General features: G+C 70.5%; 16 protein-coding genes. 8 read left to right on the forward strand and 8 right to left on the reverse strand.

Going from position 1 to position 19,486, the window contains the following annotated elements; all coding sequences use genetic code 11:
• The first annotated feature begins 52 nt into the window (after positions 1-52).
• From ACQGNW_RS02325 to ACQGNW_RS02335, 3 genes are all read left to right on the forward strand, one after another.
• Positions 53-913 (forward strand): methylated-DNA--[protein]-cysteine S-methyltransferase, encoded by an 861-nt coding sequence (locus ACQGNW_RS02325; RefSeq protein ID WP_426661452.1) that lies wholly within the window; start codon positions 53-55, stop codon positions 911-913.
• A 230-nt stretch (positions 914-1,143) separates the two neighbouring features.
• Positions 1,144-2,061, forward strand: coding sequence for a drug/metabolite exporter YedA (yedA, locus tag ACQGNW_RS02330; RefSeq protein ID WP_426661453.1), 918 nt, complete (start codon positions 1,144-1,146; stop codon positions 2,059-2,061).
• Between the two features lie 111 nt (positions 2,062-2,172).
• Positions 2,173-3,564: a short-chain fatty acid transporter gene (locus ACQGNW_RS02335; RefSeq protein WP_426661605.1), complete on the forward strand. Its 1,392-nt coding sequence runs from the start codon at positions 2,173-2,175 to the stop codon at positions 3,562-3,564.
• Between the two features lie 36 nt (positions 3,565-3,600).
• On the opposite strand, the gene ACQGNW_RS02340 is transcribed toward ACQGNW_RS02335, so the two are convergent.
• The 4 genes from ACQGNW_RS02340 to ACQGNW_RS02355 all read right to left on the reverse strand — a co-directional run bounded on the left by ACQGNW_RS02340 (position 3,601) and on the right by ACQGNW_RS02355 (position 8,113).
• Positions 3,601-4,926, reverse strand: a complete 1,326-nt coding sequence (locus ACQGNW_RS02340; RefSeq protein ID WP_426661454.1) for an ABC transporter permease — start codon at positions 4,924-4,926, stop codon at positions 3,601-3,603.
• 12 nt (positions 4,927-4,938) lie between these two features.
• Positions 4,939-6,105 carry an ABC transporter permease gene (locus ACQGNW_RS02345; RefSeq protein WP_426661455.1) on the reverse strand — a complete coding sequence of 389 codons (1,167 nt, stop codon included), beginning with the start codon at positions 6,103-6,105 and terminating at the stop codon, positions 4,939-4,941.
• A gap of 10 nt (positions 6,106-6,115) precedes the next feature.
• On the reverse strand, positions 6,116-6,802 hold the full coding sequence (locus ACQGNW_RS02350; RefSeq protein ID WP_426661456.1) for an ABC transporter ATP-binding protein: 687 nt from the start codon (positions 6,800-6,802) through the stop codon (positions 6,116-6,118).
• A gap of 63 nt (positions 6,803-6,865) precedes the next feature.
• Positions 6,866-8,113, reverse strand: a complete 1,248-nt coding sequence (locus ACQGNW_RS02355) for an efflux RND transporter periplasmic adaptor subunit (RefSeq protein ID WP_426661457.1) — start codon at positions 8,111-8,113, stop codon at positions 6,866-6,868.
• 582 nt (positions 8,114-8,695) lie between these two features.
• Here ACQGNW_RS02355 and ACQGNW_RS02360 point away from each other — a divergent pair.
• The 4 genes from ACQGNW_RS02360 (at position 8,696) to ACQGNW_RS02375 (ending at position 12,013) form a co-directional block, all read left to right on the forward strand.
• Positions 8,696-9,259: a hypothetical protein gene (locus tag ACQGNW_RS02360; protein WP_426661458.1), complete on the forward strand. Its 564-nt coding sequence runs from the start codon at positions 8,696-8,698 to the stop codon at positions 9,257-9,259.
• Positions 9,260-9,269: 10 nt separating this feature from the next.
• Positions 9,270-9,956: a fumarylacetoacetate hydrolase family protein gene (locus ACQGNW_RS02365; protein WP_426661459.1), complete on the forward strand. Its 687-nt coding sequence runs from the start codon at positions 9,270-9,272 to the stop codon at positions 9,954-9,956.
• A 98-nt stretch (positions 9,957-10,054) separates the two neighbouring features.
• Complete coding sequence (gene mscL / locus ACQGNW_RS02370; RefSeq protein ID WP_426661460.1) at positions 10,055-10,465, forward strand: large-conductance mechanosensitive channel protein MscL; 411 nt, start codon at positions 10,055-10,057, stop codon at positions 10,463-10,465.
• 114 nt (positions 10,466-10,579) lie between these two features.
• Entirely contained in the window at positions 10,580-12,013 is a 1,434-nt protein-coding gene (locus ACQGNW_RS02375; protein ID WP_426661461.1) for a M20/M25/M40 family metallo-hydrolase, read from the forward strand.
• Positions 12,014-12,066: 53 nt separating this feature from the next.
• On the opposite strand, the gene ACQGNW_RS02380 is transcribed toward ACQGNW_RS02375, so the two are convergent.
• From ACQGNW_RS02380 to ACQGNW_RS02390, 3 genes are all read right to left on the reverse strand, one after another.
• On the reverse strand, positions 12,067-15,171 hold the full coding sequence (locus ACQGNW_RS02380; protein ID WP_426661462.1) for an efflux RND transporter permease subunit: 3,105 nt from the start codon (positions 15,169-15,171) through the stop codon (positions 12,067-12,069).
• A 136-nt stretch (positions 15,172-15,307) separates the two neighbouring features.
• The gene (locus tag ACQGNW_RS02385) at positions 15,308-16,435 is read right to left on the reverse strand and encodes an efflux RND transporter periplasmic adaptor subunit (protein WP_426661463.1); all 1,128 of its coding nucleotides are present in this window, start codon (positions 16,433-16,435) and stop codon (positions 15,308-15,310) included.
• A gap of 325 nt (positions 16,436-16,760) precedes the next feature.
• Positions 16,761-17,225, reverse strand: a complete 465-nt coding sequence (locus ACQGNW_RS02390; protein ID WP_426661464.1) for a MarR family winged helix-turn-helix transcriptional regulator — start codon at positions 17,223-17,225, stop codon at positions 16,761-16,763.
• 57 nt (positions 17,226-17,282) lie between these two features.
• Between ACQGNW_RS02390 and ACQGNW_RS02395 the strand changes: the two genes are divergently transcribed.
• Complete coding sequence (locus ACQGNW_RS02395; protein WP_426661465.1) at positions 17,283-17,804, forward strand: O-acetyl-ADP-ribose deacetylase; 522 nt, start codon at positions 17,283-17,285, stop codon at positions 17,802-17,804.
• Here ACQGNW_RS02395 and ACQGNW_RS02400 read toward each other — a convergent pair.
• Positions 17,791-19,461, reverse strand: a complete 1,671-nt coding sequence (locus ACQGNW_RS02400) for a BatD family protein (RefSeq protein WP_426661466.1) — start codon at positions 19,459-19,461, stop codon at positions 17,791-17,793. The two genes, ACQGNW_RS02395 and ACQGNW_RS02400, sit on opposite strands and share 14 nt — an antisense overlap.
• Between the last annotated feature and the right edge of the window lie 25 nt (positions 19,462-19,486).

Raw genomic sequence — 19,486 nt, forward strand, 5'->3', positions numbered from 1 at the left:
CGCCCTGCGCCGCCCCGGCACACCATGGCGGCACGCAGCACCGGATGACGCCATGAACGCCCACCCCGCCCCCATCGCCGACACCCTCGAACGCGTGCGCGCCTGCATCGAAGGCGCCGACGAAGCACCCACGCTGACCGCGCTGGCGCGGTTCGCGCAACTGAGTCCCGGCCACCTGCAGCGCGCGTTCCGCCGCCGCTACGGCATGAGCCCGGCCGAATACCACCGCGCCCGCCGCTTCGGCCAGTTGAAGGCGGCGCTGCGCGACGGCGCGGCGGTGACCGATGCGGTGTACGAGGCCGGCTTCGGCTCCGGCAGCCGCGTCTACGAGCACAGCGACCGCCTGCTCGGCATGACACCGGCCAGCTACCGCGCCGGCGGCGCGGGCGCCAGCATCCGCTACACCACCACCGCGACGCCGCTGGGCCGGCTGCTGGTGGCCGCCACCGCGCGCGGCATCTGCGCGGTGACCCTGGGCGCGAGCGACGCCGAACTGGAAACGCGCCTGGCTGCCGAATTCCCGCAGGCCGCGCGCGAACGCGTGGACGCCGGGCGCGAGGAATGGCTGGACGCGGTGATCGCCCGCATCGCCAGCGAGCTGGGCTGGAGCGAGGCCGCCGCGCCCGCGCTGCCGCCGCTGGACGTGGCCGCCACCGCGTTCCAGTGGCGGGTGTGGAACGCGCTCACCCGCATTCCTGCCGGCGAGACGCGCAGCTACGGCGAACTGGCCGCCGCGATCGGCGCGCCGAAGGCCGCACGCGCGGTGGGCAACGCCTGCGGCAGCAACCGGCTCGCCCTGATCGTGCCCTGCCACCGCGTGGTGCGCGAGGACGGCACGCCCGGCGGCTGGCGCTGGGGCGTGCAGCGCAAGCGGGACTTGCTGGCGCGGGAGCGGCGCCACGCGAAACGCTAGGAGGCGACTGGCAGGAGCGCACGGGGCGTGCTCCTGCGGCGCCGTCGCCTTGACACCGCCTCAAGCCTGCCTTGCGCAAGCCTCGCTACCGCACCGCCCAGGCCACCGCCATCATGCATGCTGCCGCCATTTCCCCGCGGCGGCGCGCGGGCGCAGCTGCAGGCCGCGGGCGGCTCCCCCGTTGCCTGTAGACTGCGCCGCGCGCCACGCACTCCTGCCGAGTTCCCGCCATGAATGACGCCACCGCCCTCACCGCCAACGGCGCGACGAACGCCGCTGCCGATCGCTCCCGCCTGCTGGTGCCGCTGGGCCTGCTGGCGCTGTACGTGATCTGGGGCTCGACCTATCTCGGAATCCGCTTCGCGCTGGAGAGCTGGCCGCCCTTCCTGCTCGCCGGCGTGCGCTTCCTGATCGCCGGCGTGCTGCTGTTCGGCTACCTGCGCCTGCGCGGCGTGGCAGCGCCTACCCCGCGGCAGTGGCGCAACGCGGCCGTCGTCGGCACGCTGCTGCTCGGCCTCGGCAACGGCCTGGTGTGCTTCGCCGAGGAACGCGTGAGCTCGGGCGTCGCCGCCGTGGCGGTGGCCAGCATGCCGCTGTTCGCCGCACTGTTCGGCAGCTGGTACGGGCACCGGCCGAACCGGCGCGAGACGCTGGGCCTGCTGATCGGCTTCGCGGGCGTGGTCGTGCTCAACCTCGGCAGCGACCTCTCCGGCTCGCGCATCGCCGCGCTGGCGCTGCTGCTGGCCGCCGCCGCGTGGGCCTTCGGCTCGGTGTGGAGCAAGCAGCAGGACATGCCGGCCGGCCCGATGAACACCGCCGCGCAGATGCTGTGCGGCAGCGTGGCGCTGCTGCTGATGGGTCTCGCCGGCGGCGAGCGGCTGCCCGCGCACCCCGCGCTGCACGCCAACCTGGCTCTGGCCTACCTGGTGGTGGTCGGCTCGTTGATCGGCTTCAGCGCCTACCTGTACGTGCTCAAGCACGCGCGCCCGGTGCTCGCCACCAGCTATGCCTACGTGAACCCGCCGGTGGCGGTGCTGTTCGGCATGCTGCTGGCGGGCGAATACATCGGGCCGTTCGAACTCGCGGGCATGGCGGTGATCCTGCTCGGCGTGGCGGCGATCACGCTGGCGCGCCAGAAGCGGGCATAGGCGCGGCGCCTCGACCATCGTCGGCTTGCCCCGCGCGCACGCCGCGCGCCACCATGCCCGCGGCATCGCATGGTAGGAGCCAGGGGCATGAACAGCACGAACGAAGGCCTGATGGCGCGCCTGGCGCTGCGCAGCGCAGCCTGGTCGGAGCGCTGGTTTCCCGATGCCTGGGTGTTCGCGGCACTGGGCGTGGTGATCGTGGCGATCGCCGTGCTGGCCTTCGGCGCGACGCCCGTGGCCACCGTCAACGCGTTCGGCGACGGCTTCTGGAGCCTGATCCCGTTCACCATGCAGATGGCCTTCGTGGTGATCGGTGGTTACGTGGTGGCCACCGCGCCGATCGTCGCGCGTTTCATCGGCCTGCTGGCGCGGGTGCCGAAGAGCGGGCGCGGCGCGATCTGCTACGTGGCGCTGGTGAGCATGCTGGCCTCGCTGCTGTCGTGGGGCTTCTCGCTGGTATTCGGCGGCCTGCTGGTGCGCGCGCTGGCGCAACGCGAGGAGCTGCGCATGGACTACCGCGCGGCGGGCGCGGCAGCCTACCTCGGCCTCGGCGCGGTGTGGGCGATGGGCCTGTCCTCGTCGGCCGCGCAGCTGCAGGCGAACCCGGCCAGCATGCCGCCCGGCCTGCTCGCGATCACCGGCGTGCTGCCGTTCACCAGCACGATCTTCCTGTGGCAGTCCTTCGCGCTCACCGCCTGCCTGATCGCTGCCTCGCTGCTGGTGTGCTGGTTCACCGCGCCGTCGGAGCGCAACGCACGCACCGCGCGCGATTTCGGCGTGACCGAAACCGCCGCCGTGCCGGAGCTGCCGCCGCGCACGCGTCCCGGCGAATGGCTGGAGTACAACCCGCTGCTCTCCGTGCTGATCGGCCTGCTGGGACTGGGCTGGCTGGGCCACGAGTTCGCCACCAAGAATGCGGTGACCGCGATCGCGAACCTCAACACCTACAACTTCCTGTTCCTCACCGTGGGCCTGCTGCTGCACTGGCGTCCGCGCAGCTTCCTGGACGCGGTGGCGCGCTCGGTGCCGAGCACGGCCGGCGTGCTGATCCAGTTTCCGCTGTACGGTGGCATCGCCGCCCTGCTCACGCACGCGCAGGGCGCGGGCGGCGTCACGCTGGCGCACCGGCTGTCGCAGCTGTTCGTGCACGTGGCGAGCACCGACAGCTTCCCCGCGGTGATGGGCGCGTATTCCGCCATCCTCGGCTTCTTCGTGCCCTCCGGCGGCGGCAAGTGGCTGGTGGAGGCGCCCTACGTGATGCAGGCCGCGAACGACCTGCACGTGCACCTCGGCTGGGCGGTGCAGGTGTACAACGCCGCCGAGGCGCTGCCGAACCTGATCAACCCGTTCTGGATGCTGCCCCTGCTCGGCGTGCTGGGCCTGAAGGCGCGCGACGTGGTGGGCTACACCTTCATGCAGCTCGTGGTGCACGTGCCGCTGGTACTTGGACTGCTGTGGCTGCTGGGGCTCACCCTGAGCTACGTGCCGCCGGTGATGCCGTAGGAGCGCACAGCGTGCGCTCCCACGGATGACGCAGGCTCACAGTTCGCGCAGCGCCGTGGTCACCGGCAGGCGCGCGGCGCGCACGGCGGGGAACAGGCCGCCGACGAAGCCGATGGCGAGCGCCCACTTCAGCCCGGTCCACAGCAGCGCGGGCGTCACGGCCAGCTTGAAGCTGAGCGTACCCACCGTGCCCTGCGCCAGGGTCGATGCGCTGTAGCCGTTGAAGACCAGCCACGCCAGCAAGCCGCCGATGATGCCACCGAGCAGCGCCAGCAACATCGTCTCCAGCATCACCGCCACCACCACCGGCAGGCCTCGGAAGCCGATGGCGCGCAGTGTGGCGATCTCCCGTGCCCGCGTCGCGACAGTGGCGAACATGGTGTTGAGTGCGCCGAATACCGCGCCGATGGCCATGATCACGCCGACCACGATGCCGATGATGGTGATCGCCTTGGTGACTCCCTCGGACTGCTTGCGAAAATAGTCCAGCGTCGTGGTGGCATCCACCTGCAGGCGCGGGTCGCTGGCGAGGGCCGCCTTGAACGTGCCGAAGGCGGCGGCATCGGTCAGGCGCACGAACACCGAGGTGCGGCTGCTGCCGCGGCGGTAGGTGTCGGCGACCACATTCGCGTCGCCCCAGAGTTCCGAGTCCATCGCACCGTTCGACTCGAACACGCCAACCACGGTCCAGGTCTGGCTGCCCAGCTTGATCTCATGGCCCGGCGTCAGCCCGGCGAACTCATGCTGCGCACCCTTGCCTACCACCAGCTCGCGCAACCCTGGCTTGAACTTGCGTCCGGCAATGATCTTCACGTCCGGACGCACCGCCCAGGCCTCGTCGCCGACGCCACGCATCTGCACGCTGCCCTCGTCGCCGCTGCCGTCGTTGAGCGGCAGGTTCGCCGCCACCACCAGCTCGGGCGAGGCGATCGGCTTGCCGCTGGCGTCGCGGGCGATGCCCGGCGCCTGCGCGATCACCGTGGTGCTCGCATTGTCGAGCACGGAGGACACTTCGGAGTCCGAACCGCCGCGCAGCACGACGGCGGTGTCGGCGCTGCCGCTCATGCTCAGCGTCTGCTGGTAGCCGACTCCCATCGCCAGCAGCGACACCAGCACCGCGACCACGCCGGCAATGCCGATGACCACCACGGACGAGGCACCGAGGCGCCGCGGCAAGGTGCTGATGCCGACGCCGGTGACCGAGCTCGCCTGCCGGCCGGTGCGCAGCAGCGCCATCCAGAGCGCGAACAGCACCGCGACCAGCAGCAGCGCCGGCCATGGCAGGACGGTCCAGGCGGCGACCCCGACGGCGACGATCAGGCACAGGCCGAGGCCACGCAGGAAGGATTTCAACTTGTTCATGACGGATGCTCCTCAGCGGCCGGCCAGCGCGTCGACGATGTTCAGGCGCATCGCCCGCAACGCGGGCAGCGCTCCCACCAGCAGGCCGATGGCGATCATCAGGCCCACGCCAAGCGACCAGCTGCCCGCGCCCACCGGTGGCATGTTGATGACGCCGCCACTGCCGGCGCTAACGATCGGTCCCAGCACGGCCGCCAGCCCGAGCCCCAGCACGCCGCCGATCAGCACCAGCAACACCGATTCGGCCAGCACGATCGCCAGCACGCTGGCGCTGGAAAAGCCGATGGTCTTCAGCACCCCCAGCTCCGTGGTGCGTTCGCGCACTGCCTGCGCCATGGTGTTGCCGGTCAGGAACAGCAGGGTGAAGAACACCGCACCCATGATCGAGAACACGATCAGGCCGACGTTCGCCATCTGCTTGATCCACGACGCCATCGCGGCCTGCTCGGTCTGCGTCTTGGTCTCGTGGTCGGAATTGGCCGAAAGCGCGTCGATCGCCTTCGCCACCTGGTCGGCCTGCGCGGGATCGGCGACGTGGCTGACGTACCAGCCCACCTGCCCCCGGTTGTAGGGATTCGACTCGTCGAAGTACTTCCAGTGCATCAGGATGCCGCCCTGCAGGAACTCGCCGTGATCGGGGTTCTTGGCGTGCATGATGCCGCTGATGTCGAAGGTCCAGTTCTTGCTGCCGTCGCGGTTCGGGAAGATGTTCGACATCAGCGGGATCTTGTCGCCGACCTTCCAGTGGTATTTCTTCGCCAGCACGTCACCGACCAGCACGCCGGTGCGGGTGCTGTCGAACGCCTTGCGTTCCTCGGGCGAGACGACGATCTCCGGGTACATGTCGATGTAGTTCGGACTGACCGCGAAGGTGAAGATCTGGTTGTGCGGATCCTGGTAGGCACCGCCGAACCAGTTGGCGTAGGCCACGCCCTTCACGCCGGGCACGGCCGCGATCTTCGCCTCGAGCGCCGACGGCAGGGGCTGGATGAACGACAGCTTCGAGCCAGTCTGCAGGCGCTCGGCGCCCGCCGCGCTCTTGCCCGCGTTGGCGAAGCTGGTGCGCACGCCATTGAGCATGCCGAACAACAGGAAGGCCGCGACGATCGACACCAGGGTGAGGATGGTACGGGTCTTGCGCCGGAACAGCGCGGCCCAGATCAGATGGAAGTATTTCATGGCGTCGTCCTCAAGCCGTCACTTGTTCGACGAGGGTGCCCTTGTCCAGATGCAGGGTGTGGTTCGCGTATTCGGCGGCCTTGGGGTCGTGGGTGACCATCACGATGGTCTTGCCGTGCTCGCGGTTGAGCGTGCGCAGCAGGCCGAGCACCTCCTCGGCGCTTTGGCGGTCGAGGTCGCCGGTGGGCTCGTCGCAGACCAGCAGGGTGGGGTCGGAGACGATCGCGCGGGCGATCGCCACGCGCTGCTGCTGACCGCCGGACAGCTCGCTGGGCTTGTGCGAGGCGCGCTCCGCCAGGCCCACCAGCTGCAGAGCGATGGCCGCGTTCTTCTTGCGCTGTGCACCGGAAAGCCTGGTGAGCAGCAGCGGCAGCTCCACGTTCTTCTGCGCGGAGAGCATCGGCATCAGGTTGTAGAACTGGAACACGAAGCCCACGTTGGACGCGCGCCACTTCGCCAGCGCGCCGCCGCCGAGCTGGTCGATGCGCGAGCCGGCCACGCTGATGCTGCCGGCGCTGGGCGAATCGAGGCCGCCGATCAGGTTGAGCAGGGTGGTCTTGCCCGAGCCGGACGGCCCCATCAGCGCGAGGAAGTCGCCCTCGGCGATGTCGAGGTTGATGTGGTGCAGCACCTCGACCTTCTGCTTGCCGCGCTCGTAGACCTTGGAGAGGTCGCGGATCTCGATCAGTGTGTCCATGGCGTTGCTCCGATGGATGTTGGCCGGATGTTGGAGCCGTGCCCGCCCGTGCGGGCACGGCCATCAGGGGGAGGTCTTTTCCGTCTTCACGTCCGCACCGTCGCGCAGTGCGGCCGGCGGCGACAGCACCACCGCGTCGCCCGCCTGCAGCGCGTCCGGGATCAGTTTCATGTCGCCGTAGCGCTGCGCCGCCGGCTGCACCGCGCGCAGCTGCGCCTTGCCGCCGGCGACCACGAACACCACGCTGCGGCCGTCGCGCTGCGCGATCGCCTTCGCCGGCACCAGCACGCCCTTCGGCGCCTGCGCCACGTCCGTCGACTTCTGTTCGAGGAAAGACACCCGCACGCCCATGTCGGGCACGATGCGCGCGTCCTTGCGCTCCAGCGCCACGCGCACCTTCACCGTGGCCTTGCCGCGGTCGGCGGCGGGCACGATGGCAATCACGTGGGCGGGGATCTTCCAGTCCGGGTAGGCATCGAGCACGGCCTCGGCGGGCATGTCCGGCTTCACGCGGCCGATGTAGGCCTCGTTGACGTCCACGTCCACTTCCAGCGAATCCATGTCGACGATGGTGCCGATGCCGGTGCGGGTGAAGCCGCCGCCGGCGGAGAACGGCGAGACGATCTCGCCCACCTGGGCATCCTTGGTGGTGATGACACCGTCGAACGGCGCGCGCACCACGCAGTAGTCGAAATTCACCTGGGCCTGCTCGACCTGGGCATCCGCGGCAGCCACCTGCTTCCGCTGCGCGGCGAGCTGGGCACGCGTGCTGTCGGCCAGCGTGCGCGCCTGTTCGGCGGCCTGCTTCGGCACCAGCCCCTGTGCGGCCAGTTCCTGCTGGCGCCTGGCGTCGCGCTCGTTCTGCGCCAGCTGCGCCCGGTACTGCGCCACCAGCGCATGCGCGGCGGCGGCCTGCGCCTTGGCCGCGTCCAGCGCCGCCTTGTACGCGCTGTCGTCCAGCCTCGCCAGCACCTGGCCCTGCTTCACGTGGTCGCCTTCCTCGATCAGCACCGCGGTGAGCGTGCCGGTGATCTGTGCCGATACCGTGGCCTGCCGCCGCGCGGTGACGTAGCCGGTGGCCTGCAGCACCGCGCCGGCGCCCGGGTCGGATGCGGGCGAGACCGCAGTGGCGGTCTGCACCGCGATGGCGCGGTGGCCCACCGCCCACCACGCGCCGGCACCGACCAGCGCGAGCAGCAGCACGATCGCCAGCACGATCCATGGCCAGCGCGCCGGATCCCGGCGGTGGTCGTCGCGCTGGTGCTTCTCGATGCGCAGTTCCTTCAGCAACTCGGCCTGACTCACCGTCATCTCCATGACTCCGCGGTGCGCAACACTGTAAAGACCCCCGCGCCATCGCGGCCACGGGCGGTTATCAGCCATCGACGATGACAGATGTCATCCCGCCTGCGCAATCGGCGGCGATGGCCCGGCCCGTGCCGGCCGAATGGGCCACGCCACCCGGTCGGCCAAAGCCACGGGCGGACGAGCCGGCCGCACACGGCCGGTTCGGGCGCCGCTGCGCTTCGCGCGGTTCGGCCACCGACATCCCCGGCGCCCGGCATCGAGCCCGCCTTCCCTGTCACCACTACCCGCATCGTCCGCCTCCCGGCCGGAACATTCCACCCGGCCTCAGCTGGAGCGACGAACGGAGCCGTCGAAGATCGACGTCGCCCCCGCGGATCTTTCGGCGGCTGCCGGAAGCAGGCCTGCCGGAATCGATGTTTCGGCCCAGGCGGAATTCTCCGCCGGGATGCGGCACAGCGCCTGGCTGGTCGGGGCCGGCTCTTGCGGGCGCAGGACGGCCACGCGGGGCAATGCGGGATATTGAACAACCCTCGGGGAACCTGCACGCTGGTGTGCACCCCACCTCTCATGTCCGCGGAGCCGCCCGTGCCGAACCGTCTGCATCTCGCCTTCCTCGTCGCCGCCCTCGGGTTCGCCACCCCCGCAGCACCTGCGCTCGCCGCCGCGCCGCCAGCCGGGCATTGCACCGCGCCCGCCTACCGGCAGTTCGACTTCTGGCTGGGCGACTGGGACACCTACCGCGTGGACACCGCGGGCAAGGTGCCGCCCGGCGCGCCGTCGGTGGCGCGCAACCGCGTCACGGCCATCCTCGGCGACTGCGTGCTGCACGAGGTGTACCGGCGCACCGACGGCTACACCGGCGAGAGCTTCACCATCTACGACGCCACCCGCCACGTGTGGCACCAGAGCTGGGTGACCAACGAGGGCGAGCTGCTGGTGGCCGAGGGCGGCCGGCACGGCCAGGCCATCGTGCTGACCGGCGCCAGCCGCGACGCGCAGGGCCCCCAGCTGCAGCGGGTGAGCTGGACGCCGCAGGGCGACGGCGTGCGCGAGACGGCGCTGCAGTCGCGTGATGGCGGCAAGACCTGGACGCCGCTGTTCGACATCCTGTTCCGCCCGCATCCGCACCGGGCGGCGGCCAGCCGCTAAACTCGCGGGCATGGACTACGCCATCGCCCCGCCCGCCGTCCCCAGCCTGCCGGTCCAGGGCAGCGCGCTGCGCTTCCCGGTTCGGCGCATCTTCTGCATTGGCCGCAACTACGCCGAGCACGCGAAGGAAATGGGCGCTACGGTGGAACCCGGTCGGCCGATGTTCTTCTGCAAGCCGGCCGACGCGGTGGTGGCCGACGACGCCGACGTGCCCTACCCCTCCGCAACCAACGAGCTGCATCACGAAGTCGAGATGGTGTTGGCTCTGGGCGCGGGCGGCCGAGACGTGCCCGTGGAGCACGCCGCATCGCTGGTGTGGGGCGTGGGCGTGGGGCTGGACCTCACCCGCCGCGACCTGCAGGCGCAGGCCAAGGCCAAGGGCCACCCCTGGGACGTCGCCAAGGCGTTCGACCATTCCGCGCCGGTGTCGGCGCTGCGCAGGCTGGACGGCGCGCTGCCCGGCCCGGACACCGAGCTGCGCCTCAGCGTGAACGGCGCGTTGCGCCAACAGGCACGGCTGGGCGAGATGATCCACGACGTGCCGCATATCCTCGCCGCGCTCTCCGCGCTGTTCGAGCTCAAGCCCGGCGACCTCGTATTCACCGGCACGCCGGCCGGCGTGGCTGCGCTCTCGCGCGGCGACCGCTTCCACGCTGCGCTGGCCGGATACGCCGAACTGGACGGGCGGATCGCCTGAACCGGTCGCGGGTTCGCGCTGCGCCCTTCATGCCGCGACGGCACGTGCTGCGCTAGAGTCCGCCTGCCATCCGGCGTACCAATCGGGGAGTAGCACCAATGAGCATGCTGCAGGAGTTCAAGGCATTCGCCATGCGCGGCAACGTGATGGACATGGCCGTCGGTATCGTGATCGGCGGTGCGTTCGGCAAGATCGTCAGCTCGCTGGTCAGCGACGTCATCATGCCGCCGATCGGCGTGCTCACCGGCGGCATCGACTTCTCCGCGATGAAGTGGGTGCTCAAGCCCGCCGACGACAGCGACCCCAAGCACAAGATCGCCGAGGTGGCGATCAACTACGGCAGTTTCATCAACACCATCCTCACCTTCATCATCATCGCGTTCGCGATCTTCATGGTGATCAGGCTGATGAACCGGCTGCAGAAGAAGCAGGAAGAGGCACCCGCCGCGCCGCCGGCCGACGTGGCCCTGCTCACCGAGATCCGCGACCTGCTGAAGAACAGGCAGTGACGCCGGTCCGCGGGGCGGCCCCAGGCCGCTCCGCGCCCCGCACGCCGTGACTTCCGGCCCGAGCGGGATACCGCATCGGCGCGATAATCGCGGCTCCATCGCAAGGAGTCACGCATGCGCCGCCCCGCCCTCGCCATTCTCGTCGCCGGCCTGCTGCTGGCCGGCGGCCCCGCCAGCGCCGACACCGTCGTTCCCGCCGCGGCCGTAAAGACGGCCAAACAGCTGCGCGACAAGGCGCTGCACGACGACACCGCCTGGCAGCTGGTGAAGTCGCTGACCACCGAGGTCGGCCCGCGCCTGGCCGGCAGCCCCAGCGACCAGCGCGCCCGCGACTGGGCGGTGGCGAAATTCAAGGCACTGGGTTTCGACAAGGTTTACACCGAGCCGGTGAGCTACCCGCTGTGGGAGCGCCGCCACGAGAGCGGCGCCATCGTGGCGCCGTTCCCGCAGCGTCTCGTGCTCACCGCGCTGGGCTATTCGCCGGCCACCCCGAAGGGCGGCCTCACTGCGCAAGTGGTGGGCTTCGACAGCCTGGCCGCGCTGAAGGCCGCGGACCCGGCGACCATCAAGGGCAAGATCGTCTACGTGGGTTACCGCATGCAGCGCCACCGGGACGGCCGCGACTACGGCACCGGCTCGGCGGTGCGCGTGGCCGGCCCGGTGATCGCCGCCCGGAAGGGCGCCGCCGGCTACCTCTTGCGCTCCGCCGGCACCGACGCGCACCAGCGCATCGCCCATACCGGCGTCACCGGTTTCCGCGATCCGGCCAAGGCCATCCCCGCAGCCGCGCTGTCCAACCCCGACGCCGACCAGCTCGAACGCGTGCTGGCCTACGGCAGGCCGGTGATGGTGAAGCTCGACCTCGATTGCGGCATCGTCGGCGAATACACCGGCGCCAACGTGATCGGCGAGATCACCGGCCGCAAGCACCCGGACCAGGTCGTCGCCATCGGCGGGCACCTGGATTCCTGGGACCCGGGCACCGGCGCGATCGACGACGGCGCCGGCGTGGCCATCGCGATGGCCGCCGCCAGGTTGATCCACGACCTGCCGCGGCGTCCCGACCGCACGATCCGCGTGATCGCCTTCGCGAACGAGGAGATGGGCCTGTGGGGCGGCCGCGCCTATGCCGACAAGCACGCGGCGGAAGTGGCGAAGTTCCAGCTCGGCACCGAATCCGACCTCGGCGCCGACAAGGTGTACCGCATGAGCGCCAGCGTGAAGCCGCAGGCGCGGGGTGCAATCGCACAGATCGCCGAGGTGCTGAAACCGCTGGGCGTGGCCTACGACACCACGCGCCCCGGCGGCGGCGGCTCCGACCTGTCGCAGATGCACGCCAGGGGCATGGCCGCGCTCACCCTGGACCAGGACGCCACCCGCTACTTCGACTGGCACCACACCGCCAACGACACGCTGGACAAGATCGACCCGCAGCAGCTGGCGCAGAACGTGGCGGTGTACGCGGCGTTCTCGTACATGGCTGCCGAAGCGGACGGCGACTTCGGTTCGGCGCCGGGCGCGTTCGCGGGGGATGGCGCGGAAGACTGACGCCTGCGGAAAGCTGCGGAACGAAGAAGGCGGCTCCGGGGCCGCCTTCTTCGTCATGACGCCGGCAGGCTCTCGGGGGCCGGCTTGCGCTTGTGCCCGAAGCGCCGCTGCAGGCGGTCCATGTAGAGGTAGATCACCGGCGTGAGGTACAGGGTGAGCACCTGCGACACCAGCAGGCCGCCCACCACGGCCAGGCCCAGCGGGCGGCGCGAGGAGGCGCCAGCGCCGATGCCCAGCGCGATCGGCAGGGTGCCCGCGAACGCGGCCATGGTGGTCATCATGATCGGGCGGAAGCGCACGTGGCAGGCCTCGACGATGGCTTCGGCCGGCGACATGCCCTCCACGCGCTGCCGCTCCAGCGCGAAGTCGATCAGCATGATCGCGTTCTTCTTCACGATGCCGATCAGCATCACGATGCCGACGAAGGAGAACAGGTCCAGCGGCGCGTGGAACAGCATCAGCGTGAGCAGCGCGCCCACGCCCGCGGCCGGCAGGCCGGAAAGGATCGTCAGCGGGTGGATGAAGCTCTCGTACAGGATGCCCAGCACCAGGTAGATCACGAACAGCGCCAGCACCAGCAGCAGGCCCATGCCCTGCATGGATTGCTGGAACGCCTGCGCGGTGCCCTGCACGCTGCCGGTGATCGAGGCGGGCAGGTCGAGCCGGCGCATCGCGCCGTCGATCTCGTTCACCGCCTGGCTGAGGCTCACGCCCGGCGCCAGATTGAACGATACGGTCACCGCCGGCAGCTCGCCCTGGTGGTTCACGGTGAGCGGCCGTGCCTTGCGCGTGAAGCTGGCCACCGTGCCGAGCGGCACCAGCTTGCCGGTGTTCGAGGTGACGTAGAGCTGCGACAGGATGGCCGGATCGTTCTGCAGCGCGTGCTCCACCTGCAGAATCACCCAGTACTGCGTGGCCGCACCGTAGATCGTGGAGACCTGGCCTTCGCCGAACGCGGTGCCCAGCGCGCCCTGCACCTGGCGCATGGTGAGGCCGAGCGGCGCCAGCTTGGCGCGGTCCACCTTCACGTCGATCGCCGGACCGTTGAGATCGAGGTCACTGGTGACGTCCTGGAAGCCGGGCAGCTTCGCGAACGCGGCAAGCACCTTGCCGGACCCGGCGTACAGGGCGTCGAGATCGGTGGACTGCAGTGTGTACTGGTACTGCGCCTTCGACGCGCGGCCGCCCACCTGGATCGCCGGCGGGTTCTGGATGTAGGCGCGGATGCCCGGCACCCTGGCGAACTTCGCCCGCAGTTCCTGCACGATCTGCCCGGGGTCGAGCTTGCGCTGGTCCGCGGGCTTCAGGCGCATGAAGATCGAACCGTTGTTGGTGGTGGTGCGCGGGCCGCCCGACCCCACCGAGGACATGTAGCTGGCGACGTTCGGATCCTGGCCCACGATCGCGGCCAGCTGCTGCTGGCGCGCCGCCATGCCGGCGATGGAGATGTCGTCGGGCCCCTCGGTGTTGACGAACAGCTGGCCGGTGTCGCCGGCGGGGATGAAATCCTTGTTCACCACCACGAACAGCACCGCCGTGACGACGAGGCTCGCGAAGAACACCCCCAGCACCGCGCGCGGATGCGCCACCGCCCACGCCAGCGATCGGCTGTAGTCGTCGCGCACGCGGTTGAAACCGCGGTCGAAGGCCAGCGCCACGAGCGATTTCTGCTCGTGCTCGGCATGCTTCACGAAGCGGCTGCACAGCATCGGCGTGAGCGTGATCGAGACGAAGCCGGAGATCAGGATCGCGGTCGAGATCACCACCGCGAACTCGTGGAACAGCCGGCCCACGATGCCGCCCATGAACATCACCGGCAGGAACACCGCCACCAGCGACAGCGTCATCGAGAAGATGGTGAAGCCGATCTCGCCGGCGCCGACCAGCGAGGCCTGGTAGGGATCCATGCCGGTCTCGACGTGGCGCACGATGTTCTCCAGCATCACGATCGCGTCGTCCACCACAAAGCCGACCACCAGGGTCAGCGCCAGCAGCGAGAGGTTGTCGAGGCTGTAGCCCAGCGCGTACATCACGCCGAAGGTGCCGATCACCGACACCGGCAGCGCCAGCGCGGGGATCAGCGTGGCCGAGGCGTTGCCGAGGAACAGGTAGATCACCAGCACCACCAGCAGGCCGGCCAGCAGCAGGGTGAACTGCACGTCGTCCACCGAGGCGCGGATCGAATCGGAGCGGTCGTACAGCGTCTGCAGCCTGATCGACGGCGGCAGCGTGGCCTGGAACTGCGGCAGCACCGCACGGATGCGGTCGATCGTGGCCACGGTGTTGGAGCCGGGCTGGCGGTCGATCGCCAGCACCACCGCGCGACGGCCGTTGAACCAGCTCGCCACCTGGTCGTTCTGCACGCCATCCCTGGCGTGGCCGAGCTGCGAGAGCGTGACCGGCGCGCCGTTGCGCCACGCCACGATGAGGTCGTTGTAGGCCGCGGCATCCTTGAGCTGGCCGTCCGAACTCACCTGCAGCAGCTGCCGCTGGCCGTTGAGCGAGCCGGTGGCGAGGTTGACATTGGCGTTCGCGATCGCCTGCTGCAGCGTGTCGATGCCGATGCCGTGCGCGGCCAGCTTCGCGGGATCGATGCTGATGCGCACCGCGTACTTCTGCGAGCCGAACACGCTCACCTGGGCCACGCCCTGCACCATCGACAGCTCCTGCGCCAACCGCGTCTCGCCGTACTCGTCCACGGTGGACAGCGGCAGCGTGTCGGAGCTGAGCGCGAGGTAGAGGATGGCCTTGTCGGCCGGGTTCACCTTGCGGAAGGTGGGCGGCGTGGGCATGTTGGTGGGCAGCTGGCGCTGCGCCGCGGAGATCGCCGCCTGCACGTCCTGCGCCGCGCCGTCGATGTTGCGGCTGAGGTCGAAGGTCAGCGTGATCGAGGTCGAGCCGAGCGCGCTGGTCGAGGTCATCTGGCTGATGCCGGCGATGGTGGAGAACTGGTTCTCCAGCGGCGTGGCCACCGCGGTGGCCATCGTCTCCGGCGAGGCACCGGGCAGGTTCGCGCTCACCGAGATGGTGGGAAAGTCCACGTTCGGCAGCTCGTTCACCGGCAGCTTCGGGTACGCGGCCACGCCGAACACCACCAGCGCGACCATCAGCAGCGCCGTCATCACCGGCCGGCGGATGCACAGGGCGGGAAGGTTCAAAGGACACGACCTCCGTGCAAGCCCCGTGCTCCATGTTTACCGCACCATCCGGCAGGCGAACCCGCACGGCACGCTTGCCCCCTCGCCCCTCCGGGGAGGGGGTTGGGGAGAGGGGTCACGCTCGCCGCAGTCCCCATCACCCTTCCACCACCTGCACCTTCGTGCCGTTCGTCAACAGCATCTGCCCATCGGTGACCACCCGCTCGCCGCCGGCCAGGCCCTTCTCGATCACGACGCGGCCGCTGTTGCTCACGCCCGCGTTGACCATGCGCTGCTGCGCCTTGCCGTCCGCGTCCACCACGAACACGAAGCTGCCGTTCGGCGAGTTCTGCAGCGCCGTCACCGGCACCGACACCACGTCGTGCAGGCGCGCGGTGGGCAGGGTCACCTGCACGAACTGGCCGGGGGTGAGGCGATCGTCGGTGTTCGGGTAGTTCGCCTTCAGCTGGATCGTGCCGGTGCCGCTGTCCACCGCGTTGTTGATGAAATCCAGCGTGGCCTGCAGCGGCGCCGTCGTCGCGCCCGGCACCTGCACGCTCACCGCCAGGCTGCGGCGCGCACCCGCCGCCTTGATGCCGTCCAGCGCCGACTCCGGCACGGCGAACGTCAGGTGGATCGGCCGCACCTGGTTGAGCACGACGAGATCGGTGCTGTTCGCGGCCACCTGGGCGCCGGGGTAGACCAGCGGCGCGCCGGCGATGCTGTCCACCGGCGCTGCGATCTGCGCGTAACCGAGCTGGGTCTGCGCCATCTCCACCGCGGCCTGGTCCGCCTTCACCGACGCGGCATAGACGCCCACGTTCGCCTTGTAGCCGTCGTAGTCAGTCTTGGCGACGTAGCCCTTGGCGACCATCGGCGTGTAGCGGCGCAGCACCTGCTTGGCGTTCGCGAGCTGGGCCTGGTCCCTGGCGAGGTTGCCGCGCGCCTGGTCCAGTTGCGCCTGCAGCAGGCTGGGGTCGATGCGCGCGATCACCTCGCCCTTGCGCACGCGGCCGCCCGGCGTGAACGCGATGGCCTGCAGCTGGCCGCTGACGCGCGACTGCACGGTTACGGTGGAGTACGCCTCGGCATAGCCGTTGACCTTGAGCGAGAGTTCGAGATCGCCGCGCTGCGCCACCGCCACCTTCACCGGCACTGCCCGGATCGCCGCCGGCTTGTCTGCGCCGGTCTTGCCGCCGCCCGACCAGACATGCGCGGCCAGCGCGGCCAGCACCACCACGGCCAGCAGCGCGGCGGGTTTCTTCAGGGGAATGCGCTGCGGCATGAGGTCTCCGCTATGTAATCCGGACTTTCCCGCCGAGTGGGGAACCCCGGCATCGGAATGCCGGGATATCGGCGGGAATCAAACAATGGCTCAACGCACCGTGCGCCGATGCGTTGACTGTCACGACATATTTTGTGCCGGTGCGCCATCGCGTCGCCCGTGGCGCCGGGCACCTGGCAGATGCGACGGATGCCGCCAGGGCCTGTTCAGGCCCTACGCGCGGGCAGCGGCGGGCAAACCGGCCCGACCGCGGGGCCGCCTTCGCACGCCGTCATGCGGGGGCAACACCGTTGCGTGGCGACATCGACAAGGTGCCGGGTCCGCGTCATTCCTTGCGCGCCGCCGGCGGTTCGGCCGCATCCAGCGCCTGCAGGTTCTCCTTGATCCGGCCGATCACCGCCAGCGCCTGCAGCAGTTCGTCGTACTCGATGCCCTCGGTGACCTCGCGGCGCAGCTCGCGCGCGATCTGCTCCATGTCGTCCACCACCTCGTGCGCCTGGGCAGTGACGTACAGCCGCCAGGCGCGGCGGTCGCGCGGGTCGGGGCGGCGCTCCACGAAGCCCGCCGCCTGCAGGCGGTCGATCACCCGGCCCACCGCGATCGGCTCCATCTCCAGCGCTTCGGCCAGCTCGCTCTGGCGCATGCCCTCGCGGTGGTACAGCATCTTGGTGGCGCGCCACTGCGCGCGGGTGAGGCCGAACTTCACCGCCCGCCGGTCGAAATGCTTGCGGAACAGCAAGGTCACGTCGTTCAGCAGGTAGCCGAAGGAAAGCTCTTCCGTTTTCGCCATGATGGTTGCAACCTCGCCGTCACCTGCCTCAAGCATAAGCCGAAAGCCGCCGCGCACATGCCCATTGCCGTGATCGCCGCCGACATCACCACGCTCGCCGCCGATGCCATCGTCAACGCGGCGAACGAGGCCCTGCTGGGCGGCGGCGGGGTCGACGGCGCCATCCACCGCGCCGCCGGTCCGGCCCTGCTGGCCGCCTGCCGCGCATTGCCGGAAGTGGCGCCCGGCGTGCGCTGTCCCACCGGCGAGGCGCGCATCACGCCCGGCTTCGCGCTGCCGGCGCGCTGGGTGATCCACACCGTGGGACCGGTCTGGCACGGCGGCGGACGCGACGAAGCGGCGCTGCTGGCGGACTGCCACCGCAATGCCCTGCGGCTGGCGCGCGGACATGGCCTGCGCCGCATCGCGTTTCCCGCGATCAGCTGCGGCGTGTACGGCTACCCCGCGCCGCTGGCCGCCGGGGTGGCGCTGGGCACGCTGCGCGAAGTGCTGGAGCGCGATCCGGCGTTCGACATCGTGCTGTGCTGCTACAGCGAACCGATGCGCGCGGTGTTCCAGGCCGCGCTCACTTCAGCTTGAACGGGTACAGCGGCGGCAGGGCATCGCCATCCGCCTTGTCCACCTCACGCCACGCGAAGCCGCGCCTGAACGCTGCGGCTAGCTCGTCGTCCGCCGCAGCGGCCGGCGCGGCGGCACCATAGCAGCGGCGCTGCAATGCGACGAGCGCCTGCCGTTGTGCCGGGTCCGCCAGCGCCTCAGCCAGTGCGCCAGGATGGCGGATCGCCGGCCGTTCCGCCTGCGCCCACGCCAGCAGGCTGCGCAGCTGCGTCGCTGCATCGCTGCCGCGCGCGGCGGCGAGGAACGCCTGCTGCAAGCGGCGCGCGGATTCACCATGGCGATCGCCGGGTGCCGCGGCGGCGATCCGCTGCGGCGCCGCACGCCGCCGCCACAGCCACCACGCGAGCGCGCTGAGCAGCCACAGCAGCAGGCTGGCCAGCGCGATGGCACGCCATGGTCCGCCCTTCGACGGCGCACTTGCCGTTGCCGCCACTGACGGCGCGGCCGACGCGGCGGCCGGCGCGGCGGCGACGGGCGACGAGGTGGCCGCACCCGCCGCCGGCAGCACGGTGATGCTGTGCGCGGGGATTTCGGCGACCCGGGCCTCGCCGGTGCTCACGTCGAACCAGCGCAGCGTGGTGGCCGGCAGGGTGAGCGTGCCGGCCTGCTCGGGCACCACCGCGAATGCCCGCTGCCGGCTGCCGACCAGCCACGGCCCGTCGTTGGTGGTGGCGCTGGCCGGCTGGTCGGGATAGACCGTGGCGCCCTGCAACGCGGGCAGGCTGAGCTGGGGCAGGGTCTCGAACGGCAGGCCAGTGGCGCTGAGCTTCATCGTCAGGTTGATCGGCTGGCCCACGCGCACCGTGGCGTTCGCATCGGGCCAGCCCGTCAGCGTGAGGCTGAGCGCGCGTGCCGGCAGCCACGCCGCCTTGCCCCAATCCGCGGGCGCGGCCTGCACCTGCGCCGCGAGCGGGGGCGCGCTGGCCGACACCGGCGTGCCCGCGCCGAAGAAGCTGTCGGGATCGGCCGGATCGAGCGCCTCGCCCTGGAAACCCAGCGCGGGAATCCGCAGCGTGCCGGCACGCTGCGGCACCAGCGCATAGTGCCGCTCGATCACGTGGTACTGGCGGCCGCCGCGCACCGCGTCGTAGCGCAGGTCGCCGCCCACCTGGCTGAGCTGCACGCCGTCGATCCGCGGCGTGTCCAGCGAACCGCTGCTGATGTTGCCGCTGTAGTAGAGCCGCACTACGTAGCTGAGCTGCTGCCCCACCCAGGCCTGCTGCGGCGTGACCTCGGCCTCCATGAACACGCTGCGGTGCATGGCGGCGGCCGCGGCCGGGTTCGGCGGATCGACCTCGAGCTGCAGCGGCGCGGTCTGCGCGCCCGCCACCGTGAGCGACGGGATGGTGATCGTGCCGGCATGCTTCGGCCGCAGCACCACGCCGATGACCAGCTCGGAGCTGCTCCTGCCGTTGACGATGCTGAGGCTGCTGCTCTGCGAGCGGCCGAGGATGTCGAAATCCTGCTGCAGGGCGCCGAGGTCGGGCATCGCCACGTTGCCCCCGCTGCCGGCAACGTGCAGGTTCAGCGTCACCGTCTCGCCCAGCTGCATCGTGCCGCGATCCAGCGTGGCCTGCACAGTGGCGGCCCGCGCCAGCAGCGGTACCGCCAGACACAACAGCAGGCACAGACACTGAAGAGTG

Source organism: Rhodanobacter aciditrophus (assembly GCF_050026795.1).
Lineage (GTDB): Bacteria > Pseudomonadota > Gammaproteobacteria > Xanthomonadales > Rhodanobacteraceae > Rhodanobacter_A.

Excerpts from the sequence above, each read along its gene's own strand:
- ACQGNW_RS02365 (WP_426661459.1), top strand. The coding sequence starts at position 9,270 with ATGGACTACGCCATCGCCCCGCCCGCCGTCCCCAGCCTGCCGGTCCAG.
- ACQGNW_RS02390 (WP_426661464.1), bottom strand. The coding sequence starts at position 17,225 with ATGGCGAAAACGGAAGAGCTTTCCTTCGGCTACCTGCTGAACGACGTG.
- ACQGNW_RS02335 (WP_426661605.1), top strand. The coding sequence starts at position 2,173 with ATGGCGCGCCTGGCGCTGCGCAGCGCAGCCTGGTCGGAGCGCTGGTTT.
- ACQGNW_RS02350 (WP_426661456.1), bottom strand. The coding sequence starts at position 6,802 with ATGGACACACTGATCGAGATCCGCGACCTCTCCAAGGTCTACGAGCGC.
- ACQGNW_RS02395 (WP_426661465.1), top strand. The coding sequence starts at position 17,283 with ATGCCCATTGCCGTGATCGCCGCCGACATCACCACGCTCGCCGCCGAT.
- ACQGNW_RS02345 (WP_426661455.1), bottom strand. The coding sequence starts at position 6,105 with ATGAAATACTTCCATCTGATCTGGGCCGCGCTGTTCCGGCGCAAGACC.
- ACQGNW_RS02385 (WP_426661463.1), bottom strand. The coding sequence starts at position 16,435 with ATGCCGCAGCGCATTCCCCTGAAGAAACCCGCCGCGCTGCTGGCCGTG.
- ACQGNW_RS02375 (WP_426661461.1), top strand. The coding sequence starts at position 10,580 with ATGCGCCGCCCCGCCCTCGCCATTCTCGTCGCCGGCCTGCTGCTGGCC.
- ACQGNW_RS02340 (WP_426661454.1), bottom strand. The coding sequence starts at position 4,926 with ATGAACAAGTTGAAATCCTTCCTGCGTGGCCTCGGCCTGTGCCTGATC.
- ACQGNW_RS02355 (WP_426661457.1), bottom strand. The coding sequence starts at position 8,113 with ATGACGGTGAGTCAGGCCGAGTTGCTGAAGGAACTGCGCATCGAGAAG.
- yedA (WP_426661453.1), top strand. The coding sequence starts at position 1,144 with ATGAATGACGCCACCGCCCTCACCGCCAACGGCGCGACGAACGCCGCT.
- mscL (WP_426661460.1), top strand. The coding sequence starts at position 10,055 with ATGAGCATGCTGCAGGAGTTCAAGGCATTCGCCATGCGCGGCAACGTG.
- ACQGNW_RS02325 (WP_426661452.1), top strand. The coding sequence starts at position 53 with ATGAACGCCCACCCCGCCCCCATCGCCGACACCCTCGAACGCGTGCGC.